21 protein-coding genes and 3 pseudogenes are annotated in these 20,577 nt (G+C 67.8%); 2 read left to right on the top strand and 22 right to left on the bottom strand.

Annotated features, from left to right (window positions below; genetic code table 11):
* The 14 genes and pseudogenes from B9N97_RS36470 to istA form a co-directional block, all read right to left on the bottom strand.
* Window positions 1–1,201 (bottom strand): tetratricopeptide repeat protein (locus B9N97_RS36470; protein WP_244560907.1); only part of this gene is annotated, 1,201 nt, incomplete at its 3' end.
* Window positions 1,189–1,329 (bottom strand): hypothetical protein, encoded by a 141-nt coding sequence (locus tag B9N97_RS36465; protein ID WP_244560930.1) that lies wholly within the window; start codon window positions 1,327–1,329, stop codon window positions 1,189–1,191. The genes B9N97_RS36465 and B9N97_RS36470, both read right to left, overlap by 13 nt.
* Window positions 1,330–1,412: 83 nt before the next feature.
* Window positions 1,413–1,625: pseudogene (gene ccmI / locus B9N97_RS36460) on the bottom strand (c-type cytochrome biogenesis protein CcmI); the annotation flags it as partial.
* A 48-nt stretch (window positions 1,626–1,673) separates the two neighbouring features.
* The gene (locus tag B9N97_RS26130; protein WP_348520097.1) at window positions 1,674–1,964 is read right to left on the bottom strand and encodes a cytochrome c-type biogenesis protein; all 291 of its coding nucleotides are present in this window, start codon (window positions 1,962–1,964) and stop codon (window positions 1,674–1,676) included.
* 124 nt (window positions 1,965–2,088) lie between these two features.
* The gene (locus tag B9N97_RS26125; RefSeq protein WP_085090545.1) at window positions 2,089–2,643 is read right to left on the bottom strand and encodes a DsbE family thiol:disulfide interchange protein; all 555 of its coding nucleotides are present in this window, start codon (window positions 2,641–2,643) and stop codon (window positions 2,089–2,091) included.
* Between the two features lie 13 nt (window positions 2,644–2,656).
* Window positions 2,657–4,358: pseudogene (locus B9N97_RS26120) on the bottom strand (heme lyase CcmF/NrfE family subunit).
* A 310-nt stretch (window positions 4,359–4,668) separates the two neighbouring features.
* Window positions 4,669–5,133 carry a cytochrome c maturation protein CcmE gene (gene ccmE, locus B9N97_RS26115; protein ID WP_085090544.1) on the bottom strand — a complete coding sequence of 155 codons (465 nt, stop codon included), beginning with the start codon at window positions 5,131–5,133 and terminating at the stop codon, window positions 4,669–4,671.
* Window positions 5,130–5,366, bottom strand: coding sequence for a heme exporter protein CcmD (ccmD, locus tag B9N97_RS26110; protein ID WP_244560906.1), 237 nt, complete (start codon window positions 5,364–5,366; stop codon window positions 5,130–5,132). Before ccmD ends, ccmE begins: the two co-directional genes overlap by 4 nt.
* Before the next feature lie 2 nt (window positions 5,367–5,368).
* Window positions 5,369–6,115 carry a heme ABC transporter permease gene (locus tag B9N97_RS26105; RefSeq protein WP_085090543.1) on the bottom strand — a complete coding sequence of 249 codons (747 nt, stop codon included), beginning with the start codon at window positions 6,113–6,115 and terminating at the stop codon, window positions 5,369–5,371.
* Window positions 6,116–6,348: 233 nt separating this feature from the next.
* Complete coding sequence (locus tag B9N97_RS26100; protein ID WP_085090542.1) at window positions 6,349–6,804, bottom strand: EVE domain-containing protein; 456 nt, start codon at window positions 6,802–6,804, stop codon at window positions 6,349–6,351.
* Window positions 6,801–7,232 (bottom strand): VOC family protein, encoded by a 432-nt coding sequence (locus B9N97_RS26095; RefSeq protein ID WP_085090541.1) that lies wholly within the window; start codon window positions 7,230–7,232, stop codon window positions 6,801–6,803. Before B9N97_RS26095 ends, B9N97_RS26100 begins: the two co-directional genes overlap by 4 nt.
* Window positions 7,233–7,338: 106 nt before the next feature.
* A complete protein-coding gene (locus B9N97_RS26090; protein ID WP_085090540.1) occupies window positions 7,339–8,028 on the bottom strand; it encodes a helix-turn-helix transcriptional regulator in 690 nt (229 codons plus the stop codon).
* Window positions 8,029–8,340: 312 nt separating this feature from the next.
* Window positions 8,341–9,072, bottom strand: a complete 732-nt coding sequence (gene istB, locus B9N97_RS26085; RefSeq protein WP_085084044.1) for an IS21-like element helper ATPase IstB — start codon at window positions 9,070–9,072, stop codon at window positions 8,341–8,343.
* A complete protein-coding gene (istA, locus tag B9N97_RS26080; protein ID WP_085084042.1) occupies window positions 9,059–10,579 on the bottom strand; it encodes an IS21 family transposase in 1,521 nt (506 codons plus the stop codon). Before istA ends, istB begins: the two co-directional genes overlap by 14 nt.
* Before the next feature lie 131 nt (window positions 10,580–10,710).
* Here istA and B9N97_RS26075 point away from each other — a divergent pair, with 131 nt between their 5' ends.
* Together B9N97_RS26075 and B9N97_RS26070 are read left to right on the top strand one after the other, a co-directional pair.
* On the top strand, window positions 10,711–11,061 hold the full coding sequence (locus tag B9N97_RS26075; RefSeq protein WP_085090539.1) for a hypothetical protein: 351 nt from the start codon (window positions 10,711–10,713) through the stop codon (window positions 11,059–11,061).
* Window positions 11,062–11,071: 10 nt separating this feature from the next.
* On the top strand, window positions 11,072–11,608 hold the full coding sequence (locus B9N97_RS26070) for a PIN domain-containing protein (RefSeq protein ID WP_085090538.1): 537 nt from the start codon (window positions 11,072–11,074) through the stop codon (window positions 11,606–11,608).
* Between the two features lie 108 nt (window positions 11,609–11,716).
* Here B9N97_RS26070 and pnp read toward each other — a convergent pair whose 3' ends face one another.
* From pnp to B9N97_RS26030, 8 genes and pseudogenes are all read right to left on the bottom strand, one after another.
* Complete coding sequence (gene pnp, locus B9N97_RS26065; RefSeq protein ID WP_085090537.1) at window positions 11,717–13,828, bottom strand: polyribonucleotide nucleotidyltransferase; 2,112 nt, start codon at window positions 13,826–13,828, stop codon at window positions 11,717–11,719.
* A gap of 349 nt (window positions 13,829–14,177) precedes the next feature.
* Window positions 14,178–14,447 carry a 30S ribosomal protein S15 gene (gene rpsO / locus B9N97_RS26060; RefSeq protein ID WP_085090536.1) on the bottom strand — a complete coding sequence of 90 codons (270 nt, stop codon included), beginning with the start codon at window positions 14,445–14,447 and terminating at the stop codon, window positions 14,178–14,180.
* Window positions 14,448–14,461: 14 nt separating this feature from the next.
* Window positions 14,462–15,403, bottom strand: coding sequence for a tRNA pseudouridine(55) synthase TruB (truB, locus tag B9N97_RS26055; protein ID WP_085090773.1), 942 nt, complete (start codon window positions 15,401–15,403; stop codon window positions 14,462–14,464).
* Window positions 15,404–15,551: 148 nt separating this feature from the next.
* Window positions 15,552–16,019, bottom strand: a pseudogene (rbfA, locus tag B9N97_RS26050) (30S ribosome-binding factor RbfA); the annotation flags it as partial.
* Between the two features lie 49 nt (window positions 16,020–16,068).
* A complete protein-coding gene (locus B9N97_RS26045) occupies window positions 16,069–16,446 on the bottom strand; it encodes a type II toxin-antitoxin system VapC family toxin (RefSeq protein ID WP_085090534.1) in 378 nt (125 codons plus the stop codon).
* Window positions 16,443–16,751: a type II toxin-antitoxin system Phd/YefM family antitoxin gene (locus B9N97_RS26040; protein WP_085090533.1), complete on the bottom strand. Its 309-nt coding sequence runs from the start codon at window positions 16,749–16,751 to the stop codon at window positions 16,443–16,445. The genes B9N97_RS26045 and B9N97_RS26040 overlap by 4 nt, the downstream gene beginning before the upstream one ends.
* A gap of 109 nt (window positions 16,752–16,860) precedes the next feature.
* Window positions 16,861–19,722, bottom strand: a complete 2,862-nt coding sequence (gene infB / locus B9N97_RS26035; RefSeq protein WP_085090532.1) for a translation initiation factor IF-2 — start codon at window positions 19,720–19,722, stop codon at window positions 16,861–16,863.
* A gap of 21 nt (window positions 19,723–19,743) precedes the next feature.
* Window positions 19,744–20,544 carry an RNA-binding protein gene (locus B9N97_RS26030; RefSeq protein WP_085090531.1) on the bottom strand — a complete coding sequence of 267 codons (801 nt, stop codon included), beginning with the start codon at window positions 20,542–20,544 and terminating at the stop codon, window positions 19,744–19,746.
* Window positions 20,545–20,577: the final 33 nt, after the last annotated feature.

The raw sequence follows: 20,577 nt of genomic DNA, 5'->3' as shown, positions 1-20,577 counted from the left end.
GCGGCCCGGCATCGGTTCGGCGTCGCGCATGGCGAGCCGCCACAGGCGCCGCTCGTCGGGCGTGGGCAGTCGTCTGCGGGTCATCGGCGCGGAACCTTCTGCGGAAACGAAAAGGGCGGTGCCGACGGATAAAGCCCGTCGGCCCGCCCCTGTCAATGTGTGTTGCCGCAACGCGAAAGAAAAGACGTTTCAAGAAGGGACGGTGACGGCGCCAAGCCTCAGCCGCCTGCTTCAACGCGTCCAAACGCCCTTCAACAGGGTGTATTCGGGTCGCTCGGCTTGAACTGGTGATCAGCTTGCCCCAATGGTCGGCGGCCTCGTCCTTGCGGCCCGACATCATGGCGTCGAGGCCGAGCAGCCACAGCGCGTCCTTGTTGTCCGGCTCCGCCTTCAGCGCCAGACGCAGCGCGGACGTCGCCTCTTCCGGCAGCGGCTTCGGCGTCTCGTTGCGCGGCTGGGTCTGCAGCACGGCGTTGGCATAGGCGACCTGCACGTCGGCCCGCTCCGGCGCCCGCTCGCGCGCCCTGCGGGCGGCGTCCAGCGCCTTGGCCGGCTCGCCCAGCACGCCATAGGAGCGGGCGAGCTTCAGCCAGCCATCGACGTCCGACGGATCGGCGTCCAGCCTTGCGGCGAGGTTGGCGACCATGCCGCGGATCATCTCGTCCTGGCCGGCCATGTTGCTCTGGGCATTGCCCTGGGCGTTGGCCTGCGCGTTCGGGGCCGTCTGTTGAGCCTGCTCCTTCTGTTCCGGCGGCAGCGGCTGCGGCGTCACCTTGGCGGGGTCGAGGTTCAGCGCCACCGCGGCCTCGCGGATCTGGTCGCGCAGGACCGGCACCCACGGTGCGTCGGCCGGCGATTCCGCCATCAGCGCGCTCCAGCGGTCGAGCGCCCCCTGCTGGTCGCCGGCCTGATAGCGGGCAAGCGCGGCGAAGAAGCGGGCGCGCGGGTCCTTCGGTTCCTTGGCGAGCACGGCGTCGAAGGCGGTCACCGCCTCCTCCGGCACCATCCCGTCATTGGCGGAGACCAGCGTTTCGCCGAACAGGCCCTGCACCTCGACATCGTCCTTGTTCAGGGCGACGGCGTGGCGCAGCGCGTCGGCCGCGTCGGTGTTGCGGCCATCTTGGCATAGGGCCTGGCCCAGGATCAGCCAGCCCTGCAGATCGTTGGGGTTCTCGGCCAGTTGGGCCTTCAGCTTGTCCATGGCGGCAGCACGCTCTTGGGCGGACCGCCGCGCTCCTGGTCCAGGTTGCGCGAGGCCAGCGGCTGGGCCGGCAGTTCGGGGCGGCCGACCGAGCCGTAGACCGCAAGCGCGCCGACCGGCAGCAGCACCGCCAGCAGCACCGCCAGCAGGCGGCCGCTGCGCGCCGTCGCCGGCGCACCGGTGTTGCCGTCTTCTCGGCGGTCGCCAGCATGCGCCGGGCGATCTCCGCCTTGGCCGCCTCCGTCTGGGCGTCGTTGATCAGGCCGCGTGCGCGGTCGCGTTCCAGCTCGTCCAGCTGGTCGCGGTAGACCTCGCGGTCGAACTCCTCGCGGTCGGGGCCGGATCCGGCCGACCGCAGCAGCGGCGGCACCAGCAGCAGCAGAACGGCCGCGGTCAGGACGGCGGCGAAAATCCAGAACAGCATCAGTCGTCTTTCCGCAGCAGGGGTCCAGCCGCCGCCGCTCATCCGCGCTCAGGGAGCGGTATCGGGCCGGCGGCGGCTCCGGCCGCCGCGCAGGAACAGGAAGGTGCCGACCGCCCCCAGCAGCAGCACGGCGAAGGGGCCGATCCACAGCACCAGCGTGGTCGCCTTGAAGGGCGGGCGCAGCAGCACATAGTCGCCGTAGCGGTCGGTGACGAACTCCATCACCTTGTCGTCGCTGTCGCCGGCCTTCAGCCGGTCGCGCACCAGGACGCGCAGGTCGCGAGCCAGCGGGGCGTTGCTGTCGTCGATCGACTGGTTCTGGCAGACGAGGCAGCGCAGTTCCTGGCTGATGGCGCGGGCACGGGATTCCAGCGCGGGTCCTTCAGCACCTCGTCGGGCTGGACGGCCAGGGCGGGGGAGAGCGTCGACAACGCAAGCAGGGCGGCGAGAAGGAGGCGCTTCATCAGCCCTGCCTCAGATGCTTGACCATGGGGAGGATCTGCTCCTCCACCACCTGCGGGGTCAGCGGGCCGACATGCTTGTAGCGGATGCGGCCCTTGCGGTCGATCAGGTAGCTTTCCGGCACGCCATAGACGCCCCAGTCGATGGACACCCGGCCGTCCTGGTCGGCGCCGATGGCGGCATAGGGGTTGCCGTTGCGCGACAGCCAGGTCAGCGCGTCCTCCGGCTTGTCCTTGTAGTTGATGCCGTAGACCGTCACCCCCTGCTCCCGCGACAGGCGGGTGATGACGGGATGCTCCGCCTTGCAGGGGATGCACCAGGAGGCGAAGACGTTCACCAGCGTCACGTCGCCCTCCAGCTTGGCCGAGGACAGGCCGCCGGTGGCGGGCTGGCCCTGGACCATCTGGCCCGGGATGGCCGGCAGGTCGAAGGTCGGGGCCGGCTTGTCGATCAGGGCCGACGGGATGTCGCGCGGGTCACGCTCGAACCCCAGGTAAAAGGCCACGCCCACCCCGATGAACAGCAGGAAGGGCAGCAGGTACAGAAGGCGGCGCATCGTGTCTTGGTCCTCATTCGGCCGGCAGCGGGGCCGACTTGCCCCCAGTCTTGCCGGCGGCGCGGCGGCGTTCGGGCGCACCGATGCGGAAGCGGCGGTCGGTCAGGCTCACCAGCCCGCCCAGCATCATCCCGACGCCGCCGATCCAGATCCACGGCACCAGCGGGTGGTGGTAGATGCGGACGATCCAGGCTGTGCCGTTCTGTGTCGGGTCGCCCAGCGCCACATACAGGTCGGAGAAGACCGTGGTGTGGATGGCCGATTCCGTGGTGGTCATGCGGGTGGTGCTGTAGCTGCGGCGTTCCGGCTCCAGCGTGGCGATGGGCCGGCCGTCCTTCGTCACCGTGAAGATGCCGCGCTCCGCCTTGAAGTTCGGGCCGTTCACCAGCCCGACGCTGTCGAAGTGGAACTCATAGCCGGCGACGCTGGTCCGGTCGCCCGGCTTCATCGACGTGATGGATTCCGTCTGCCAAGCCGAGGTGCCGGTCATGCCCAGGATCGACAGGCCGATGCTGGCATGGGCGATGGTCATGCCCCAGGCGCTGCGCGGCAGATGCACCGCCCGGTTCCAGCTGTTGCGGAAGGAGGTGCGGAACAGGGCGATGCGGTCGGCGAACTCCACCAGCGAACCGACGAAGGCCCAAGCGGCGAGCGCGATGCCGACCAGCGCCATCAGCGGCCCGCCGCCCGCCTTGACATAGGCGGTGATGGCGACGGCGATCACCACGGCGACGCCGGCCACCCACAGCCGGCTCAGCGCCGCCCCAGGTCCGCCCGCTTCCAGGACAGGAAGGGGCCGACCACCATGGCGATCACCACCGGAATGGCGACCGGAATGAAGGTGGCGTTGAAGAAGGGGGCGCCGACCGACACCTTGCCCAGCTTCATGATGTCGAGGAACAGCGGATAGAGCGTGCCGATGAACACCGTTGCCGTCGCGGTCGACAGCAGCAGGTTGTTCAGCACCAGCGATCCTTCGCGGCTGATCGGCGCGAACAGCCCGCCCGCCTTCAGCGACGGCGCCCGCAGGCTGTAGAGCAGCAGCGAGCCGCCGGTGGCGACCGCCAGCAGCACCAGGATGAAGATGCCGCGCTTGGGATCGACGGCGAAGGCATGGACCGAGGTCAGGATGCCGGAGCGCACCAGGAAGGTGCCCATAAGCGACAACGAGAAGGTGACGATGGACAGCAGGATGGTCCAGCTCTTCAGCGCGTCGCGCTTCTCCACCACGATGGCGGAATGCAGCAGCGCGGTGCCGGCCAGCCAGGGCATGAAGGAGGCGTTCTCCACCGGGTCCAGTACCACCAGCCGCCCCAGCCCAGCTCGTAATAGGCCCACCAGGAGCCCATGGCGATGCCCATGGTCAGGGTCGACCAGGCCGCCAGCGTCCAGGGCCGCACCCATCGCGCCCAGGCGGGATCGACCCGCCCCTCGATCAATGCTGCGACGGCGAAGGAGAAGGCCATGGAGAAGCCGACATAGCCGGCATAGAGGAAGGGCGGGTGGAAGGCGAGGCCTGGGTCCTGCAGCAGCGGGTTCAGGTCGTTGCCGTCCAGCGGCGCCGGGACCACGCGGATGAAGGGGTTGGAGGTGATCAGGATGAACAGCAGGAAACCGACCCCGATCAGCCCCTGGACCGCCAGAACGCGTGCTTTCAAGGTCGGCGGCAGGTTGCGCCCGAACATGGCCACGGCGGCGCCGAAGATCGTCAGCATGACGATCCACAGCATCATCGATCCCTCGTGGTTGCCCCAGACGCCCGACACCTTGTAGAGCATCGGCTTGGCCGAGTGGCTGTTCTGCACCACGTTCAGCACGCTGAAATCGGACACCACATGCGCCCAGGTCAGCGCGCCGTAGGCGATCAGCACCAGCATCATCTGGGCGATGGCCGCAGGCACCGCGACGTTCATCCAGGCGGCGTTGCGGGTGGCGGCGCCGACCAGCGGCGGGACCGACTGCACCAGCGCAACGAACAGCGCCAGCACCAGCGCGTAATGGCCGAGTTCGGGGATCACGGTCCCGCTACTCCTTCTTCGCGGTCTTGGTCTCGGACTCCGCCGGGTTCTTGTAGACACCGGCCTGCTTCAACGCCTCCGACACCTCCGGCGGCATGTAGTTCTCGTCATGCTTGGCCAGCACCTCGCGCGCGACGAAGACGCCGCCGGTCATTTTGCCCTCGGCGACCACGCCCTGGCCCTCGCGGAACAGGTCGGGCAGCTGGCCGCGATAGCGGACATCGACGGTGTGGGCGGTGTCGGTGACGCGGAAGGCGGTGGTGACGCCGTCCGGCTGCTTCTGCACGCTGCCTTCCTCGACCAGCCCGCCCAGGCGGAAATTGCGGTCGCCCACCTGCTGCGTCTGCAGCTGGCTGGGGCTGTAGAAGAAGACGATGTTGTCCTGGAAGGCGGTCAGCGCCAGGGCGGTCGCCGTGCCCAGCCCGAGAAGGGCGAGGCCCAGCATGTAGAGGCGGCGTTTCTTGCGGGTCATCCTTCGCTCGCTTCCGCCGGCGTTCCGGCGTTCTGATCGGCCGTTTTCCGGCCGGCATTGCGGGTGCGGCGGCGGGCCGGGCGGGCGCTTTCCAGCGCCTTCAGCGTCGCCTCGGCGTTGCGCAGCCCCTTCCAGGTGGCGGCCAGCAGGCCCAGCAGGACCAGGGTGGCGATGCCGTAGGCCGGCCAGACGTAGGCGGCATACCCGCCCATGTGGAAGAATTCGCTCATCATCCTTACCCCTGCATCCCGTCCGCCAAGCCGCCGTCACCCGCGACCGAAAGCCGCAGCGTCTGGATTTTGCGCTGGGCGATCTCGGTGCGCACGCGCAGCATGACGACCGACAGGAAATAGGCGGTGAAGGCGCCGGCCATCACCAGAAGCGGCGTCAGCATGCTGGGATCGATGCTGGGACCGCCCATGCGCACGACGCTGGCGGGCTGGTGCAGCGTGTTCCACCAGTCGACCGAGAACTTGATGATCGGCACATTGACGATGCCGACCAGCAGCAGGACGTTGCCGGCCTTCATGCCGCGCTGCGGATCGTCGAAGGCGTTCACCAGGGCCATGTAGCCGAGATAGAGGAAGAACAGGATCAGCACGCTGGTCAGCCGCGCGTCCCACACCCACCAGGTGCCCCACATCGGCGCCCCCCACAGCGACCCGGTCACCAGGCAGACGAAGGTGAAGCCGGCGCCGATGGGGGCGGCGGCCTTGGCGAACAGGTCGGCCAGCGGGTGCTTCCACACCAGCCCCACGCCGGCGGCGATGGCCATGTTGGTGTAGATGAACATGCTCATCCAGGCGGCAGGCACATGGATGTACATGATCCGCACCGTCTCGCCCTGCTGATAGTCGGGCGGCGAGCCGAACAGGCTGAGCCACAGCCCGAGGATCGTCAGGATCACGGTCGCTCCGGCGCACCATGGCAGCAGCACGGCCGAAAGACGCAGGAAGCGGGCGGGATTGGCGAAACGATGCATAGAACGATGGCCCCGGTACAGGTGACCTTGGTCAGGCTTGCGGACGATATAAGCGCATGTATGGCGGACTGCGAGGGGTTTCGCCTTGATCTCGGTCAGGAAGAGTCGCCGTTCATTCGTACTCTTATACAAAGGTATCAGGCAACTCTAATGGTTCCGGACGCCTGTTTCACTCACCATCGGACGCCGGCGGCAGGGCTTTTCATCCCTGTCCGCCGGTGATTTTTTTGCGCTCAGGCCGCGATGTCCTCCCGCCCCGCCGCCCCCATCGCCTCGGCGATTCGGTCGAAATCGCCGAGGCTGACCGGCAGCAGGCCGAAGCGGAAGGGATAGCCCCAGTTCCGCACCCCGGCGGTCAACTCCAGCCGGTGCAGCAGCGGCTGGATCGGCGCTTCCTCGGCCGGCCACCAGGACACGTCGCGCCGGAAGGGGACGAAACCGCCGCCCATGTCGAACTGATAGGGCTCTCCCGCCAGGACGGTGCCGATGGCGGTGAAGGATTTCAGCCCGTCCGCCGCGCCGAATTTGTCTGTGGGGGAGTAGTAGACGACCCGGTCGCCCGCCCGGATCCGCCGCAGCGGAGCCGCCTTGCCGTGGCAGACCTGCATGAAGCCGCCGGCCCGGCCGCGCCGCACATGCTCGGCGCTGGCGACCGCGATCCAGGCGCCGGTGTAAGTGCCGCCGCTCACGACCGCACCTGTTCGGACTGGGCCTCTTCATCCCGATGGGGAGCGAACACGCGCAGGCGGTGGCCGTCCGGATCCTGTGCAACGAAGGTATGACCGAAATCCATCGCCGTCGGCGGCTGCAGGATGGTCAGGCCGCGGGCGCTCCAGTCGGCGTGGAGGTCGCGCACCGCCGCCTCGCCGGCAACGGTGAAGGCGATCTCGCCGCCGCCGGGCGCGGTGGCCGCCGGCTCCACCGTGTGGCGCGACCACAGACCCAGCATCAGCCCATCGCCCGCCTTGAACATGGCGAAGGTGGGGGAGGCTTCCACCGCCGGGCGGCCCAGCAGGTCGGCGTAGAAGGCGGCGCTGGCGGCCGGGCTGTCGACATAGAGCAGGACGAAATCGAGGGCGAGGGCGGCGGCAGAGGTGTTGGCAGCGGTGGCGGTCATGGCTTGCTCCGGTCTTGAAGGATTGGGGTGGGGCGGTTCCGTTCACCGCCCTCACCGGCAAAGCCAAGACTAGGCCCACATGCTGACAGTTTCCGTCAGCATCCCTTCACCGTTGCGGGATGCCCTCCGCCGCGCGCCATTCCTTCAGCATCGCCTGCCGGCGGCGGGGATAGCGGGTCTCGCTGGCGGTCAGCGCCAGGATGCGGTCGGTGCGGAAATGGCGGAAGGACTGGCGCAGCTCGCACCACGCCACCATCACCCGCACCCGGTCGAAGAAGCCCAGCGCGAAGGGCCAGACGGTTCGCCGGCTCTCCGACCCGTCGCGGTCGCGATAGGCGATCTCCAGCTTGCGTTCGGTCCGGATGGCGCTGCGGATGGTCGCCAACTCGGCATCCCCTGCGGCAATTGGTTCGCCCGGACCCACCAGCAGGGTGGAACCGTCCAGCCCCTCGCGCTTGTCCGGCGGCAGCACCGCCGCGATCTTGGCGAGCGCATTGCGCGCCGCGCCGCCCAGCCGGCTGTCGCCGCGGTCGACCACCCAGCGGGAGCCCAGCACCAGCGCCTCCACCTCCTCCTCGGTGAACATCAGCGGCGGCAGCAGGAATCCGGCACGCAGGAGGTATCCGACCCCCGGCTCTCCCTCGATCATCGCGCCCTGCGCCTGCAGCGTGGCGATGTCGCGATAGAGCGTGCGCAGGCTGACCCCCAACTCGCCGGCCAGCGACCTGCCGCTGACCGGCTGGCGATGCCGCCGCAGAACCTGCATCAGATCGAGGAGACGTTCGGCGCGGGACATGGATGGAGCAGGATGGAGTTCGAAGGGTTCTGCATAGCATGGTGTCCGGATGGGAAGAATGCCGCTTGTCGCATCATCCCAGTCGCGTCATATCTGGAGAAACCGGAGTTTCTGGATGTCAATCGGCTTCCAAATTCCAGCCGGCATCGGCTTGCAATTTCCAGCCACGCTTGCGGTTGCAGAACCTGTTGTCCAGGGAGTCCACGGGAGGGTCCCGCGCGCGCCGCGGAGTGCCCTTATGGCTGACGCAGCGGCGCGCGTGGGAGGGGCCTGTGGGCCCCCCTGGGCAACGGATAGGGGGAAGGCTTTGGATCAGGAGCGGTTCTTGAACCGCCAGCTCTCGTTGCCGGTTTCCAGGATGTCGCAGTGATGCGTCAGCCGGTCGAGCAAAGCGGTGGTCATCTTGGCGTCGCCAGCGAACACCGTCGGCCATTCAGCGAAGCTCAAGTTGGTGGTGATCAACACCGAGGTCCGCGAGTACAACTGGCTGAGCGCGTGGAACAGCAGTTGGCCGCCACTCTGGGAGAACGGCAGGTAGCCGAGTTCGTCCAGCACCACGAGATCAACGCGGGTCAACTGGTCAGCGAGCTTGCCCGCCTGCCCGGTCCGGGCTTCGGCCTCCAACCGGTTCACCAGGTCGATGACGTTGAAGAACCGGGCACGGGCGCCGCGGCGCACGCAGTTGGCCGTGATGGCGATGCACATGTGCGTCTTGCCGGTCCCGGTTCCCCCGATGAACACGGCGTTGCGCTGGGTTTCCAGAAAGCCGCCATCGTGCAGGTCGCGCACCAGCCCCTCGTTGAGGGGACTGGCGGTGAAGTCGAACTCGGCCAGCGTCTTGGCCAGAGGCAGCTTGGCGGCGCCGAGTTGGTAGCGGATCGAGCGCGCCTGCTTCTCCGCCCGCTCCGCCGCCAGCAGGTCGCCCAGGATCTGCTGGACGGTGCGCTGCCGCTTCAGTCCATCGCTCATTACCTCGTCGTAGGCGGCACGCATGCCGGCCAGGCTGAGCTCGGCCATCATCGCCATCAGCTCATGCCGTTCCATGGCAGCCCTCCCGCACCGCGCGCAGGCGGTCGTAGCGCCCGCAGTCGGCGGCCGGCTCAATGGACAGCGTCAACGCCGTCGGCACCGCCATGGCCGGTGCCGGTGTGACGTCGTGGCGCCGGGCGAGGATGTTCAGGATCACGTCCCGGCTGTGCGTACCGCTCGCCAGTGCCTCGCGGCAGGCGACCTCCACCGCCTCCAGGCCATCGGTGAGGATGGCGGCGAGCACGCCAACGAACTGCCGGTCAGCGTCGTCGCCGCGGCCCAGGCGGGTCCGCACCGTCGCCAGGGCTGGCGGCAAATCCCAGTCCCGGAACGGCGCCCCGTTGCGCAGCGCCCCCGGCTTGCGGACGAGAACCGGCAGGTAGTGCAGCGGATTGTACCGCGTGTGGCCGTGCCCGAAAGCTCGTGGGTGCTCGGCGACGATCGCGCCGTTGAACCACACCACGATCCGTGTCGCGTAGGCGCGGACCTGCACCGGCTTGCCGGCGGCGATCGCGGCCACGCTGTAGCGGTTGCGGTCAAAGTGGATCAGGCAGGTTTTCGAGACGCTGAGCGTGGCCTCGTGGAAGCCGTCGAAAGGATCGCTCACGGTGATCAGCGCCGGCCGCTCCGCCTGGAACACCTCCCACACCGTCCGGCTCCTATCCTCTGGATGCGGCGTCTGTTGGGCCCAGACGATCACCTCGTCGTGCAGGCGTTCGTTCACCTCTTCCAGCGTCTTGGCCCGCAGCCGCGGCGTGAACAGCCGCTGGCGCAAGGTGCCGACCTGGTTCTCGACCTGGCCCTTTTCCCAGCCCGAAGCCGGGGTGCAGGCCACCGGCTCGACCAGGTAATGCGAGCACATCTGGGCGAAGCGGCGGTTGAAGCGGCGCTCTTTGCCGACAAATACGGCGTCCACCGCCGTCTTCATGTTGTCGTAGATGCCGCGCTCGCACAGGCCGCCGTAGAAGGCCGCGGCACGGGCGTGGGCGTCGAACACCATCTCCTGGGTCTGGCGCGGGTAGACCGCCACAAACGGCATGCGGCTGTGGCACAGGCGGGCATGGGCCACCTGCACCTTGGTCGTCACGCCGTCCAGGATGATCCACTCTTCCGCCCAGTCGAACTGGTACGCCTCGGCCGGGGCAAAGGTGAGCGGAACGTAGGCGTTCACCGGCCCACTCGGCGGCTGGCGCTGCTTGAAGCGCTTGATGTAGCGCCGCACCGTGTCGTAGCCGCCCTGGAACCCGGCATCCTTCAGCCGTCCGAAGAGCCCCAGGTAGTCGAGCCGGTCGCGGGCTGGCCGCCGCTCGTTCTCCGTGATCAGCCGTTCCAGCTCCTCCTGGAACCCGGACAACTTCGGAAGCGGCTGGTGCTGGCGCTCGTAGCGCGGCGCCGTCTCGCCCGAGCGCAGGTATTTCGTCACCGTCTCCCGCGACACCTTCAGCGACCGGGCAATGGCCCGGATGCTTTTCCCCTTCGCGTGCTCGCGTCGTATCCGTGCGATCGTCTCCACCGTCAACATCCCTGTCCGCCACCCTGTCGTCCAAACCCAGGGTGGTAGTCTGCCAGATCAGGGGTGGCTGGTTATTGGACGCCGATCACCCCTGAAACTGGCCCAGTGTTGCAGGCCGATGCACATTTCTGGAGAAAGCCATGCCTGCCCGCACCATTTCGGCCTATGCGGACGAAGAAACCGCGCGGGTCGTGGAACAGATCGCCGAATTGGAGGATCGGTCGCCGGCTCAGATCGCCGCGGCGGCGCTCCGCTTCTATGCCCGGCTGCCATCCGAAGCCCGGGCGGCCTTCCGCCGGATTGAGAAGCTTGGGAAGGAGGCGGATCTCGATACCCTGACCCGTGCCATCACACGCAAGACGCTGGACGCCGAGTGGGAGGTGGCGCACCGCCGCTTTATCGGTGACATGACCAATGTACCGGTCCCGGCCGTCGACGAACCCGTGAACGAGGATGATCTGCTGGCGGAAGCCGTGCGTCTGACGCAGTGACTGCATCCCAATGGCGCAGCCCGTCCTGAACCTCTGCCTGGATTTGAACATCTGGTGCGCCGCGTTCCTGGCCGACCGGAAAGGCGCCGGAAATACGGCCTCCCAGACTTTGGTCGGCATGGTCCGGTCCGGGCAGACCGCCGATCTTCCGCTGCAGTTGGTCGTGTCGTGGGGGATGCTGACCCGGTTGCGCAAGGTCTTTGAAGTGGACTGGGGCGTTCCGCGCCCGACCGTGGACCTGCTGGTCGAAACGATTGCCGGCTATGCCCGGCTGGGTCCGGCCGGAACGGCGCCGCACCTGACGCTCAACGGCACCGGTCTGATGCCCATGCGCGACGAGGAGGATGCCCATGTGGTGGACACCGCCATTGCGGGTGGCGCGCATCTGTTGGTCACTGCCAACTTCGATGATTTCCTGGGGCTGAAGGGTCGGGTGGTGGAGGTCGGCCGGGTGGCGTTGGTGGAAACCGCGAAGGCTCGCCTGATCGTCGCTCATCCCTTCCGAGCCGTCGAATGGTTGCGATCCAGCCGCCTTCCCGTCCTATAGAGTTCGACCGCCCCATAAGAAAAAAGGCGCCCTCCCGCAGGAAGGCGCCTTTTTCTTGAACCCAGCGGCGGGAGGGCCGCAGCCCACCCCGCCGCCAATTCCGACGGATCACTCCGCCTTCTTGGTCAGGTCCTCGCCGGTGGCCTGGTCGACCTGCTTCATCGACAGCTTGACCTTGCCGCGGTCGTCGAAGCCGATGACCTTGACCTTCACCGAGTCACCCTGCGACACGACGTCCGAAACCTTGCCGACGCGCTGCTGCGCCAGCTCGGAGATGTGGACGAGGCCGTCGCGCGAACCCAGGAAGTTCACGAAGGCGCCGAAATCGACGACCTTCACCACCTTGCCGGTGTAGACGACGCCCATCTCCGGCTCGGCGACGATGCCCTTGATCCACTCGATGGCGGCGTCCGACTTCTTCTGGTCGACGGCCGAGACCTTGACGGTGCCGTCGTCCTCGATGTCGATCTTGGCGCCGGTCTGCTCGACGATCTCGCGGATCACCTTGCCGCCGGAGCCGATCACGTCGCGGATCTTCTCCTTCGGGATGTTGATGACGGTGATGCGCGGGGCGTTCTCGTTGACGCCTTCGCGGGCGCCGGTCAGCGCCTTCGCCATCTCGCCCAGGATGTGCAGGCGGCCGTCCTTGGCCTGGCCCAGCGCGATCTTCATGATCTCCTCGGTGATCGAGGTGATCTTGATGTCCATCTGCAGAGCGGTGACGCCGACCTCGGTGCCGGCGACCTTGAAGTCCATGTCGCCCAGGTGATCTTCGTCACCCAGGATGTCGGACAGGACGGCGAAGCCGTGGTCTTCCTTGATCAGGCCCATGGCGATGCCGGCGACCGGACGGGCCAGCGGCGCGCCGGCGTCCATCAGCGACAGCGAGGTGCCGCAGACGGTGGCCATCGAGGAGGAGCCGTTGGACTCCGTGACTTCCGACACGACGCGCAGCGTGTAGGGGAAGTCTTCCTTCTTCGGCAGCAGCGGATGGATCGCGCGCCACGCCAGCTTGCCGTGGCCGATCTCGCGGCGGCCCGGGCTGCCCATGCGGCCGGCTTCACCCACCGAGTACGGGGGGAAGTTGTAGTGCAGCATGAAGTGCTCGCGGTACTCGCCTTCGAGCGCGTCGATGATCTGCTCGTCCTGGCTGGTGCCCAGCGTGGTGACGACCAGCGCCTGGGTCTCGCCGCGGGTGAACAGGGCCGAGCCGTGGGCGCGCGGCAGAACGCCGACTTCCGACACGATCGGGCGCACGGTCTTGGTGTCGCGGCCGTCGATGCGGCGGCCGGTCTTCAGGACGGCGCCGCGCAGGATGTCGGCCTCAAGCTCCTTGAACTCGAACCCGATCGACTGGGCGTCGAATTCCTCGGCCAGCGTCTCGAGCGCCTTCGCCTTGGCGGCGCCGACCTTCTCGTAGCGGCTCTGCTTCACCGTCTCGGTGTAGGCGGCCTCGACGTCCGAACCGACGGTCTCGCGCAGGCGGGCCTTCAGGGCCTTGCGGTCGTAGGCCGGCTCCGGCAGGTCCCACGGCTCCTTGGCGCATTCCTCGGCCAGATCGATGATCATGTTGATCACCGGCTGGAAGTTGGTGTGGCCGAACATGACGGCGCCCAGCATGACCTCCTCGGTCAGCTCCTTGGCTTCCGATTCGACCATCAGCACGCCTTCGACGGTGCCGGCGACGACCAGATCCAGGTCGCTGTCCTCGACCTCGTCCATGGTCGGGTTCAGCACATACTGACCGTTCTTGTAGCCGACGCGGGCGGCGCCGATCGGACCCAGGAAGGGAATGCCGGAGATCGTCAGGGCGGCCGAGGCGCCGACCATCGCCACGATGTCCGGATCGTTCTCCAGGTCATGGCTCAGCACGGTGCAGACGACCTGCGTCTCGTTGCGGAAGCCATCGGCGAACAGCGGACGGATCGGACGGTCGATCAGGCGGCTGACCAGCGTTTCCTTCTCGGTCGGACGGCCTTCGCGCTTGAAGAAGCCGCCGGGTATCTTGCCGGCCGCGAACGCCTTTTCCTGGTAATTGACGGTCAGCGGGAAGAAATCGACGCCCGGCTTCGGCGCCTTGGCGGCGACGGCGGTGCACAGGACGGTGGTGTCACCATAGGTGACCAGAACCGCGCCGTTGGCCTGACGGGCGATCTTGCCCGTCTCCAGGACCAGCTTGCGCCCGCCCCATTCGATTTCTTTGCGATGAACAGTGAACATGGATTCTTTCCTTCCATCCGACACCCTGCAACGGCCGGATTGCCGCCCAAGGCCGGGGCCATCGGTCGTAGGACCCCGCGAGAAAACTGGAGATATGGTGTTCGACAACAGGATTAAACGAAGCAAGATAGAAGTGTCGTGGATGCAAAAAAGGCCGGTCCCCGAATGATCGGGCCGGCCTGTCCGTCACGAAACGCTCAAGATCGAGTTTCTATTGCCAATAACCAATGAGGTGTTCCGAAACGATACAGGGGAATGTCAGCTTCGATGGTCCGCCGGACTGGAGGGGAAACCCCCGGCCGGTAGCCGGCCAGGGGAACCCGAACCCGTCGGCGGGACGGCGCAGCAATCAGCGGCGCAGGCCCAGACGCTCGATCAGAGCGGCGTAGCGCGACTGATCCTTCTTCTTCAGGTAGTCGAGCAGACGGCGGCGCTGACCGACCATCACCAGCAGACCACGGCGGGAGTGGAAGTCCTTCTTGTGGCTCTTCAGGTGCTCGGTCAGGTTGCTGATGCGCTCCGTCAGGATCGACACCTGGACCTCGGGCGAGCCGGTGTCGGCCTCACCGCGGGAATATTCCTTGATCAGCTCCTGCTTGCGCTCGGGCGTAATCGACATCGGGGTCTCCTAAATCACGAGAGGTTGAGTACGCGCACCGGACGGACCTCCGCCCCCTCGACACGGGCCAACGCCACCGGCGTTCCGCCGAAAAGCGCAATGACGGTGCCATCCCCACCGTCAGCACCCTGAACCGCCATCAGGCGGTCACGATCCTGCCGGGTGAGGAGAGCCACCGTCTGGCCGTGCCTCAGTCGGTGCGCTTCCGCTTCCGTCAGGGCCAGCGCCGGGATGTCGTCCAGCGCGGTCTCGATCGGCAACAGAAGTCGTTCGACGGCCGCACCTTGCTCCATGGCGGCCAGTTCGTCCAGGGAAATCGCGCGGTCCAGCGTGAAGGACCCGACGCGCAGACGGCGCAAAAGCCCGACATGGCCGACCGTGCCCAGCGCTTCCGACAGGTCGCGGGCCAGCGAGCGGACATAGGTGCCCTTGCCGCAATCGACCTCGAACACCGCATGGTCGGCGTCCGGCTCCTCGACCAGTTCGAAGCGGTCGATGCGCACGGTTCGGGCGGCCAGATCGACCGCGTCGCCTTCGCGCGCGATGTCATAGGCGCGCTCGCCGTCGATCTTGATGGCGCAGAACTGCGGCGGCACCTGCTGGATCTCGCCCAGGAAGGCGGGCAGGGCGGCGCGGATCTCGTCGGTCGTCGGCCGGCGGTCGGAGCGGTCGATCACCGCGCCTTCGCGGTCGTCTGTGGTGGTGCGCTCGCCCCAGCGGATGGAGAAGCGGTAGGTCTTGGCGCCGTCCATGGCATAGGAAACGGTCTTGGTCGCCTCGCCCAGCGCGATCGGCAGGATGCCGGTCGCCAGCGGGTCCAGCGTGCCGCCATGCCCGGCCTTCTCGGCGTTCAGCAGGCGGCGCACCTTCGACAGCGCCTGGGTGGAGGTCATGCCTTCGGGCTTGTCCAGCACGATCCAGCCATGGATCGGCGTACCCTTGCGCTTACGAGCCACGACGGCCGCCCCGGCTCTCACCCAGGCTCTCGTCGTCGCCTTTGCCCTTGTCCTCGTCATCGAGCATGGCGCTGTCTTCGTCTTCGAGGTCGTCGTCCGCCTCGTCGGGATCGAGATCGTCGTCCTCGTCCCCCTCTTCATCCCCCTCTTCATCCCATGCGTCGTCCTCATCCTCGTCATGGTCGTCGTCGCCATTGACGCGGCCCAGCGGATGGCCGCTCAGGTCGCGGGCGACCTCCGGGCTGTGCAGGATGCTGTCGATGCGGTGGGCGTAATCGAAGGAGGTGTCGGCCTCGAAGCTCAGCGTCGGGGCATGGCGCAGGTTGACCATGCGCGCGACCTGACCGCGCAGGAAGGCGGCGCCCCGCTTCAGGGCGACCTGCGCCTCCTCCATCCGCTCCCCGCCCAGCGTCGAATAGAAGACGGTGGCGTTGGACAGGTCGGGGCTGATCCGCACCTCGGTGACCGTGACGTTCAGCGAGGCCAGCTCGGGATCGTGGAAGTCCCCGCGGCGGAACAGGTCGGCAAGGGCGTGGCGCACCTCCTCGCCGACGCGCAGTTGCCGTTGGGACGGGGGTTTGCCGGCGATGAACGCGCCGCGCTTCTTGCTGGCCATGGTACGTGTCTTTCGTCGATGTCTGGCGCCCGCGGCGGCCTGAGCGGTGTCAGGACCAGAGAACGGGCACGTCGTAAAGTCTTATGGTTCGGTCGGCGCTCACCAGCGTCAAGCCATCCGCCTGAGCCTGTGCGATCAGCATCCGGTCGAAAGGGTCGCCATGGTGCCGGGGCAGGCGGTCCAACCTGTCGATATGATGGACATCGATCGGAAGGATCGTCAGTCCGTTCTCGACCAGAAGACGATGGAACCCAGTGGGCAACGTCAACTTTCCGAGACCGACTTTGATGGTGAGTTCCCAGAGTGATGCGATGCTCGCCAGAACCGTGCTGGAGCCGTCGGCGATCAGCGTCCGGACGGCAGGGCCGAGCTTCGGGTCGTCGGTGGCCAGCCACAGCAGCACATGGCTGTCGAGCAGCAGCTTCACCCCGGCGTTCCTTTCCACTGGTCCGGCCACTCCTCATCCGGAGCGAGACCGTAGAAACTCTTCAACAGGTCGTCCGGCAGCGGAGCGTCGAAATCATCGGCGATCCGGATCTGGCCCTTGGCAAAGCCGAACCGTATCGGCGGCTTGCCAGTCGGAATACCTTCGGACTGCGCGTTCTCGGCGACTGGCACCAGCTTCACCGCCGGCTTTCCGTCGCGAAGGATGACGATTTCCTCGCCATTCTCCACGCGCTCGATCAGTTCGGCCATGTGCCCGTCGGCTTCGGACAGCGGAACGCGATCCATAGCGTCACCTCCAGGTAGGCTTCACCCCTCGTCCGGAAAATGTCCGGAAAACGAACCGCCCGGCCCGCTCCGGTGAAAACACCGGAAGGGGCCGGGCGGGCCGTCGGTCTTACAGCTCGCGGGCGATTTCCTCGATCTCGAAGGCTTCGATCTGATCGCCGGCCTGGATGTTGTCGTAATTCTCGAAGGCCATGCCGCACTCGTAACCCTCGCGCACTTCCTTGACTTCGTCCTTGAAGCGCTTGAGCGTCTTGAGCGTGCCTTCGTGAATGACGACGTTGTCGCGCAGCAGGCGGACGCCGGCGCCGCGCTTGACGGTGCCCTGCGTGACCATACAACCGGCGACCTTGCCGACCTTCGTGATGTTGAACACCTCGCGGATGGTCGCATAGCCGATGAAGCGTTCCCGCAGCGTCGGAGACAAGAGACCGGTCAGCGCCGCCTTCACGTCGTCGATCACGTTGTAGATGATCGAGTAGTAGCGGATTTCGACGCCGTCGCGCTTGGCGAGGTCGCGGGCCTGCGGGTTGGCGCGGACGTTGAAGCCGATGATCATCGCGTTGGACGCATTGGCCAGCGTGATGTCGGACTCGTTGATCGCACCGACCGAGTTGTGCAGGACGCGGACCTTGACCTCGGTGTTCTCGGCCGTGAGCTTCTCCAGCGAGCTGGCGATGGCTTCGATCGAGCCCTGCACGTCGCCCTTGATGACGACCGGCAGTTCCTTGGCCTCGCCGGCCTGGATGCGGCTGAACATGTCCTGCAGCGAACCGCGGGCCGAGGCCGCCACCACCGCTTCGCGCTTCTTGCGCTGGCGGAACTCGGCGATCTCGCGGGCACGGGCTTCGGACTCGACGACGGTGAAGTCGTCGCCGGCCATCGGCGTGCCGTTCAGGCCCAGGACCTCCACGGGCACGGCCGGAGCCGCCTCGTTGACGTTCTGGCCGCGGTCGTTGATGAGGGCGCGGACGCGGCCCCATTCGGCGCCGGTCACGAACACGTCGCCGACCTTCAGCGTGCCGCGCTGGACCAGCACGGTGGCGACCGAACCACGGCCGCGCTCCAGCTTCGCCTCGATGACGACGCCTTCGGCGGCGCGCTCGGGGTTGGCCCGCAGCTCCAGGATTTCGGCCTGGAGGAGGATGGCCTCTTCCAGCTTGTGCAGGTTCAGCTTCGCCTTGGCCGACACTTCGACGTCGAGCACGTCGCCGCCCATCTCCTCGACCACCAGCTCGTGCTGGAGCAGTTCCTGGCGGACACGCTCCGGACGGGCGTCCGGCAGGTCGCACTTGTTGATGGCGACGATGATCGGAACCTTGGCCGCCTTGGCGTGGCGGATGGCCTCGATCGTCTGCGGCATGACGCCGTCGTTCGCGGCGACCACCAGCACGACCACGTCGGTGACGTTGGCGCCGCGGGCACGCATCTCGGTGAAGGCGGCGTGACCCGGCGTGTCGATGAAGGTGATCTTCGCACCCGACTCCAGCTGCACCTGATAGGCGCCGATGTGCTGGGTGATGCCGCCGGCCTCGCCCGACACCACGTCGGTCTGGCGCAGCGCGTCGAGCAGCGAGGTCTTGCCGTGGTCGACGTGGCCCATGATGGTGACGACCGGCGGACGCGGCACCAGGATGGCGCCCTCTTCCTCGGTGGCACGCAGGCCGATCTCGACGTCGGACTCCGACACGCGGCGGACGCGGTGGCCGAACTCGGTGATGACCAGCTCGGCGGTGTCGGCGTCGATGGTCTGGTTGATGGTCGCCATCACGCCCATGCGCATCAGCGACTTGATGACGTCGGCGCCACGCTCGGCCATGCGGTTGGCCAGCTCCTGGACGGTGATGACCTCCGGCAGGACGACGTCGCGGGTGACCTTCGCCGTCTCCTGACGGCTCATCTGCCGCATGCGCTCACGCTCGCGGGCACGGCGGACGGCGGCCAGCGACCGGGTGCGGTCGCCGCCGTCGTCGCTGAGCGCCTGCGAGACCGTCAGCTTGGTGCCCTTGCGGCGGTCGGCGCCGGCGGGAGCCTTGGCGGCGGGACGGGCGGGAGCGGCCTTGGCCGGCGCGCCACCACGACCGCCCTTGCGGCGGTTGTCGTCCTCTTCCTCGACGGCGCGGGGAGCCGGAGCACCGGCACCCGGCGGCGTACGGCCGGGAGCGGCATCGGCGGCGGGACGGCCGGCGGCGGCGCCGGGGCGCTGATCGCCGGCGGGGCGGGCACCGGCCGGACGCGCGCCGTCACGGCCTGCGCCGTCGCGGCCGCCATCGCGGCGGGCCGCCGGTTCGGCGTCGCGGCGCTTGGCGTCCTCGGCTTCCTTGCGCTTGGCCTCTTCCTCCTTGCGGCGGCGTTCGGCCTCTTCGGCGATCTTGCGCTCCTCCTCCTGGATGGCGCGCATCTCGTCCAGCTCGCGCTGGCGCAAGGTCTCGGCGTCCAGAATGATCGGCGGCATCTCGGGCTCGGCCTGGGCCGGAGCCGGAGCTTCTGCGGCGGCCGGAGCGGCGGCTTCGGAGGGCGCGGCCTGAGCGGCTTCGGCTTCCTCAGCGGCGCGGGCGGCGGCCTCGGCGGCGCGCGCTTCTGCGCGGGCCGCTTCTTCCTCGGCCTCGATCCGGCGCTGCTCTTCGAACGCCGCGGCGCCGCGAAGCGCACGCAGGCGCGATTCCAGCTCCTCGCGGGTCAGCTGGCGCCCGGCAGGGGCACCGCCGCCACGGGGCCGCTGGCCCTGTGCACCGCGCATGGGCAGGCCCTGGGCAGCTTGACGCGCGGCGGCGCCGCCGTCGGCGACGCCGGGCACGGCGCCCTTTTCAACATGACGCTTGCGCTTGACCTCTACGGTCACCGCTTTTGACCGGCCATGGGAGAAGCTCTGCCGGACCTGGGTCTCGACCGGCTTCTTCGACTCCAGCTTTCCTTTGCTGGCGCCGGTTAGGTGCAAGACTTTCTTCTGGTCCTGGTCGTTGCTGTCGGTCATCGGTTCCCGAATGGTCAGACGTTACATCGCAGGCCGGCCGGCCGTATCGCCGACTCCCAAGCCCTTATCAGTATCCTGGTGCGCGTCCCGGTCCCCTTGGGGACCTTTCTGGTCCAGGTGCCCGCGGGGACCTTTCAGCCCCCTCAGGCGTGCCGCTTCGCGGGCCAGCCCGGCGGCCAGCCTGCCTCGCGCCACCACGGCATGCACCGCATGATCGCGCCCGAGCGCCGCGGCCAAGGCCGAGGACTCGAACAGATCGATCACCGGCAGCGACGGCGCGAGCGCCGTCACCTTGCCGCGCTGGTCCAGCGAGCCGTCCGCGGCTTCGACCAGCAGGGCCGGCGGGGGACCCGCACGGCCGACCTGGTTGGCCCTCAACGCCTCGCGCACCTTCTCGTATCCCGCCAGGACGTGGCCGGCACGGCGGGCAAGGCCCAACGCGTGCAGACAACGCCGTTCCAGCAGCCGTTCCAGCCTCTCGGCCAGATCGGGCGGTACTTTCACCGCCCGGCGGGCCGCCTTGGCGAAAACGGATTTCCCCATGGCTTTCGCCAGGGCATCCCTGTCGGCCGTGACCCAAAGGCCGCGGCCGGGCAGACGTTCCTCCAGGTCCGGCACCACCTCGCCGTCGGGGCCGATCACGAAGCGGATCATGCCCTCTTTCGGCCCGACCGTACCCGACGCGATGCAGCGGCGCAGAGGCCCCTTCTCGTCGTCGGCCGGCAGGCGGTCCGTCCCGGCACCGTCGTCCGGTGCCAATTCCTGATCCGGCACCGCATCCGCGGCGGCGGTCGGTGTCCGTTCGTCGTTCCGTTCGGTCATCCGATCGTCATCCGCTCGCGCGGTCCCGAATAA

The organism is Azospirillum oryzae, assembly GCF_900177515.1.
Lineage (GTDB): Bacteria > Pseudomonadota > Alphaproteobacteria > Azospirillales > Azospirillaceae > Azospirillum > Azospirillum oryzae_A.
Note: the sequence above shows the minus strand (reverse complement) of the source record. Positions and strands in the feature narration are given on the sequence as shown.

Bases quoted from the DNA above. Each gene is read 5' to 3' on its own strand.
- B9N97_RS26125 (WP_085090545.1), bottom strand. From the start codon at position 2,643: ATGCGCCGCCTTCTGTACCTGCTGCCCTTCCTGCTGTTCATCGGGGTG.
- ccmE (WP_085090544.1), bottom strand. From the start codon at position 5,133: ATGACCCGCAAGAAACGCCGCCTCTACATGCTGGGCCTCGCCCTTCTC.
- ccmD (WP_244560906.1), bottom strand. From the start codon at position 5,366: ATGATGAGCGAATTCTTCCACATGGGCGGGTATGCCGCCTACGTCTGG.
- B9N97_RS26105 (WP_085090543.1), bottom strand. From the start codon at position 6,115: ATGCATCGTTTCGCCAATCCCGCCCGCTTCCTGCGTCTTTCGGCCGTG.
- B9N97_RS26095 (WP_085090541.1), bottom strand. From the start codon at position 7,232: ATGACCGCCACCGCTGCCAACACCTCTGCCGCCGCCCTCGCCCTCGAT.
- B9N97_RS26090 (WP_085090540.1), bottom strand. From the start codon at position 8,028: ATGTCCCGCGCCGAACGTCTCCTCGATCTGATGCAGGTTCTGCGGCGG.
- istB (WP_085084044.1), bottom strand. From the start codon at position 9,072: ATGGAACGGCATGAGCTGATGGCGATGATGGCCGAGCTCAGCCTGGCC.
- istA (WP_085084042.1), bottom strand. From the start codon at position 10,579: ATGTTGACGGTGGAGACGATCGCACGGATACGACGCGAGCACGCGAAG.
- B9N97_RS26075 (WP_085090539.1), top strand. From the start codon at position 10,711: ATGCCTGCCCGCACCATTTCGGCCTATGCGGACGAAGAAACCGCGCGG.
- B9N97_RS26070 (WP_085090538.1), top strand. From the start codon at position 11,072: ATGGCGCAGCCCGTCCTGAACCTCTGCCTGGATTTGAACATCTGGTGC.
- pnp (WP_085090537.1), bottom strand. From the start codon at position 13,828: ATGTTCACTGTTCATCGCAAAGAAATCGAATGGGGCGGGCGCAAGCTG.
- rpsO (WP_085090536.1), bottom strand. From the start codon at position 14,447: ATGTCGATTACGCCCGAGCGCAAGCAGGAGCTGATCAAGGAATATTCC.
- B9N97_RS26040 (WP_085090533.1), bottom strand. From the start codon at position 16,751: ATGGATCGCGTTCCGCTGTCCGAAGCCGACGGGCACATGGCCGAACTG.
- infB (WP_085090532.1), bottom strand. From the start codon at position 19,722: ATGACCGACAGCAACGACCAGGACCAGAAGAAAGTCTTGCACCTAACC.
- B9N97_RS26030 (WP_085090531.1), bottom strand. From the start codon at position 20,544: ATGACCGAACGGAACGACGAACGGACACCGACCGCCGCCGCGGATGCG.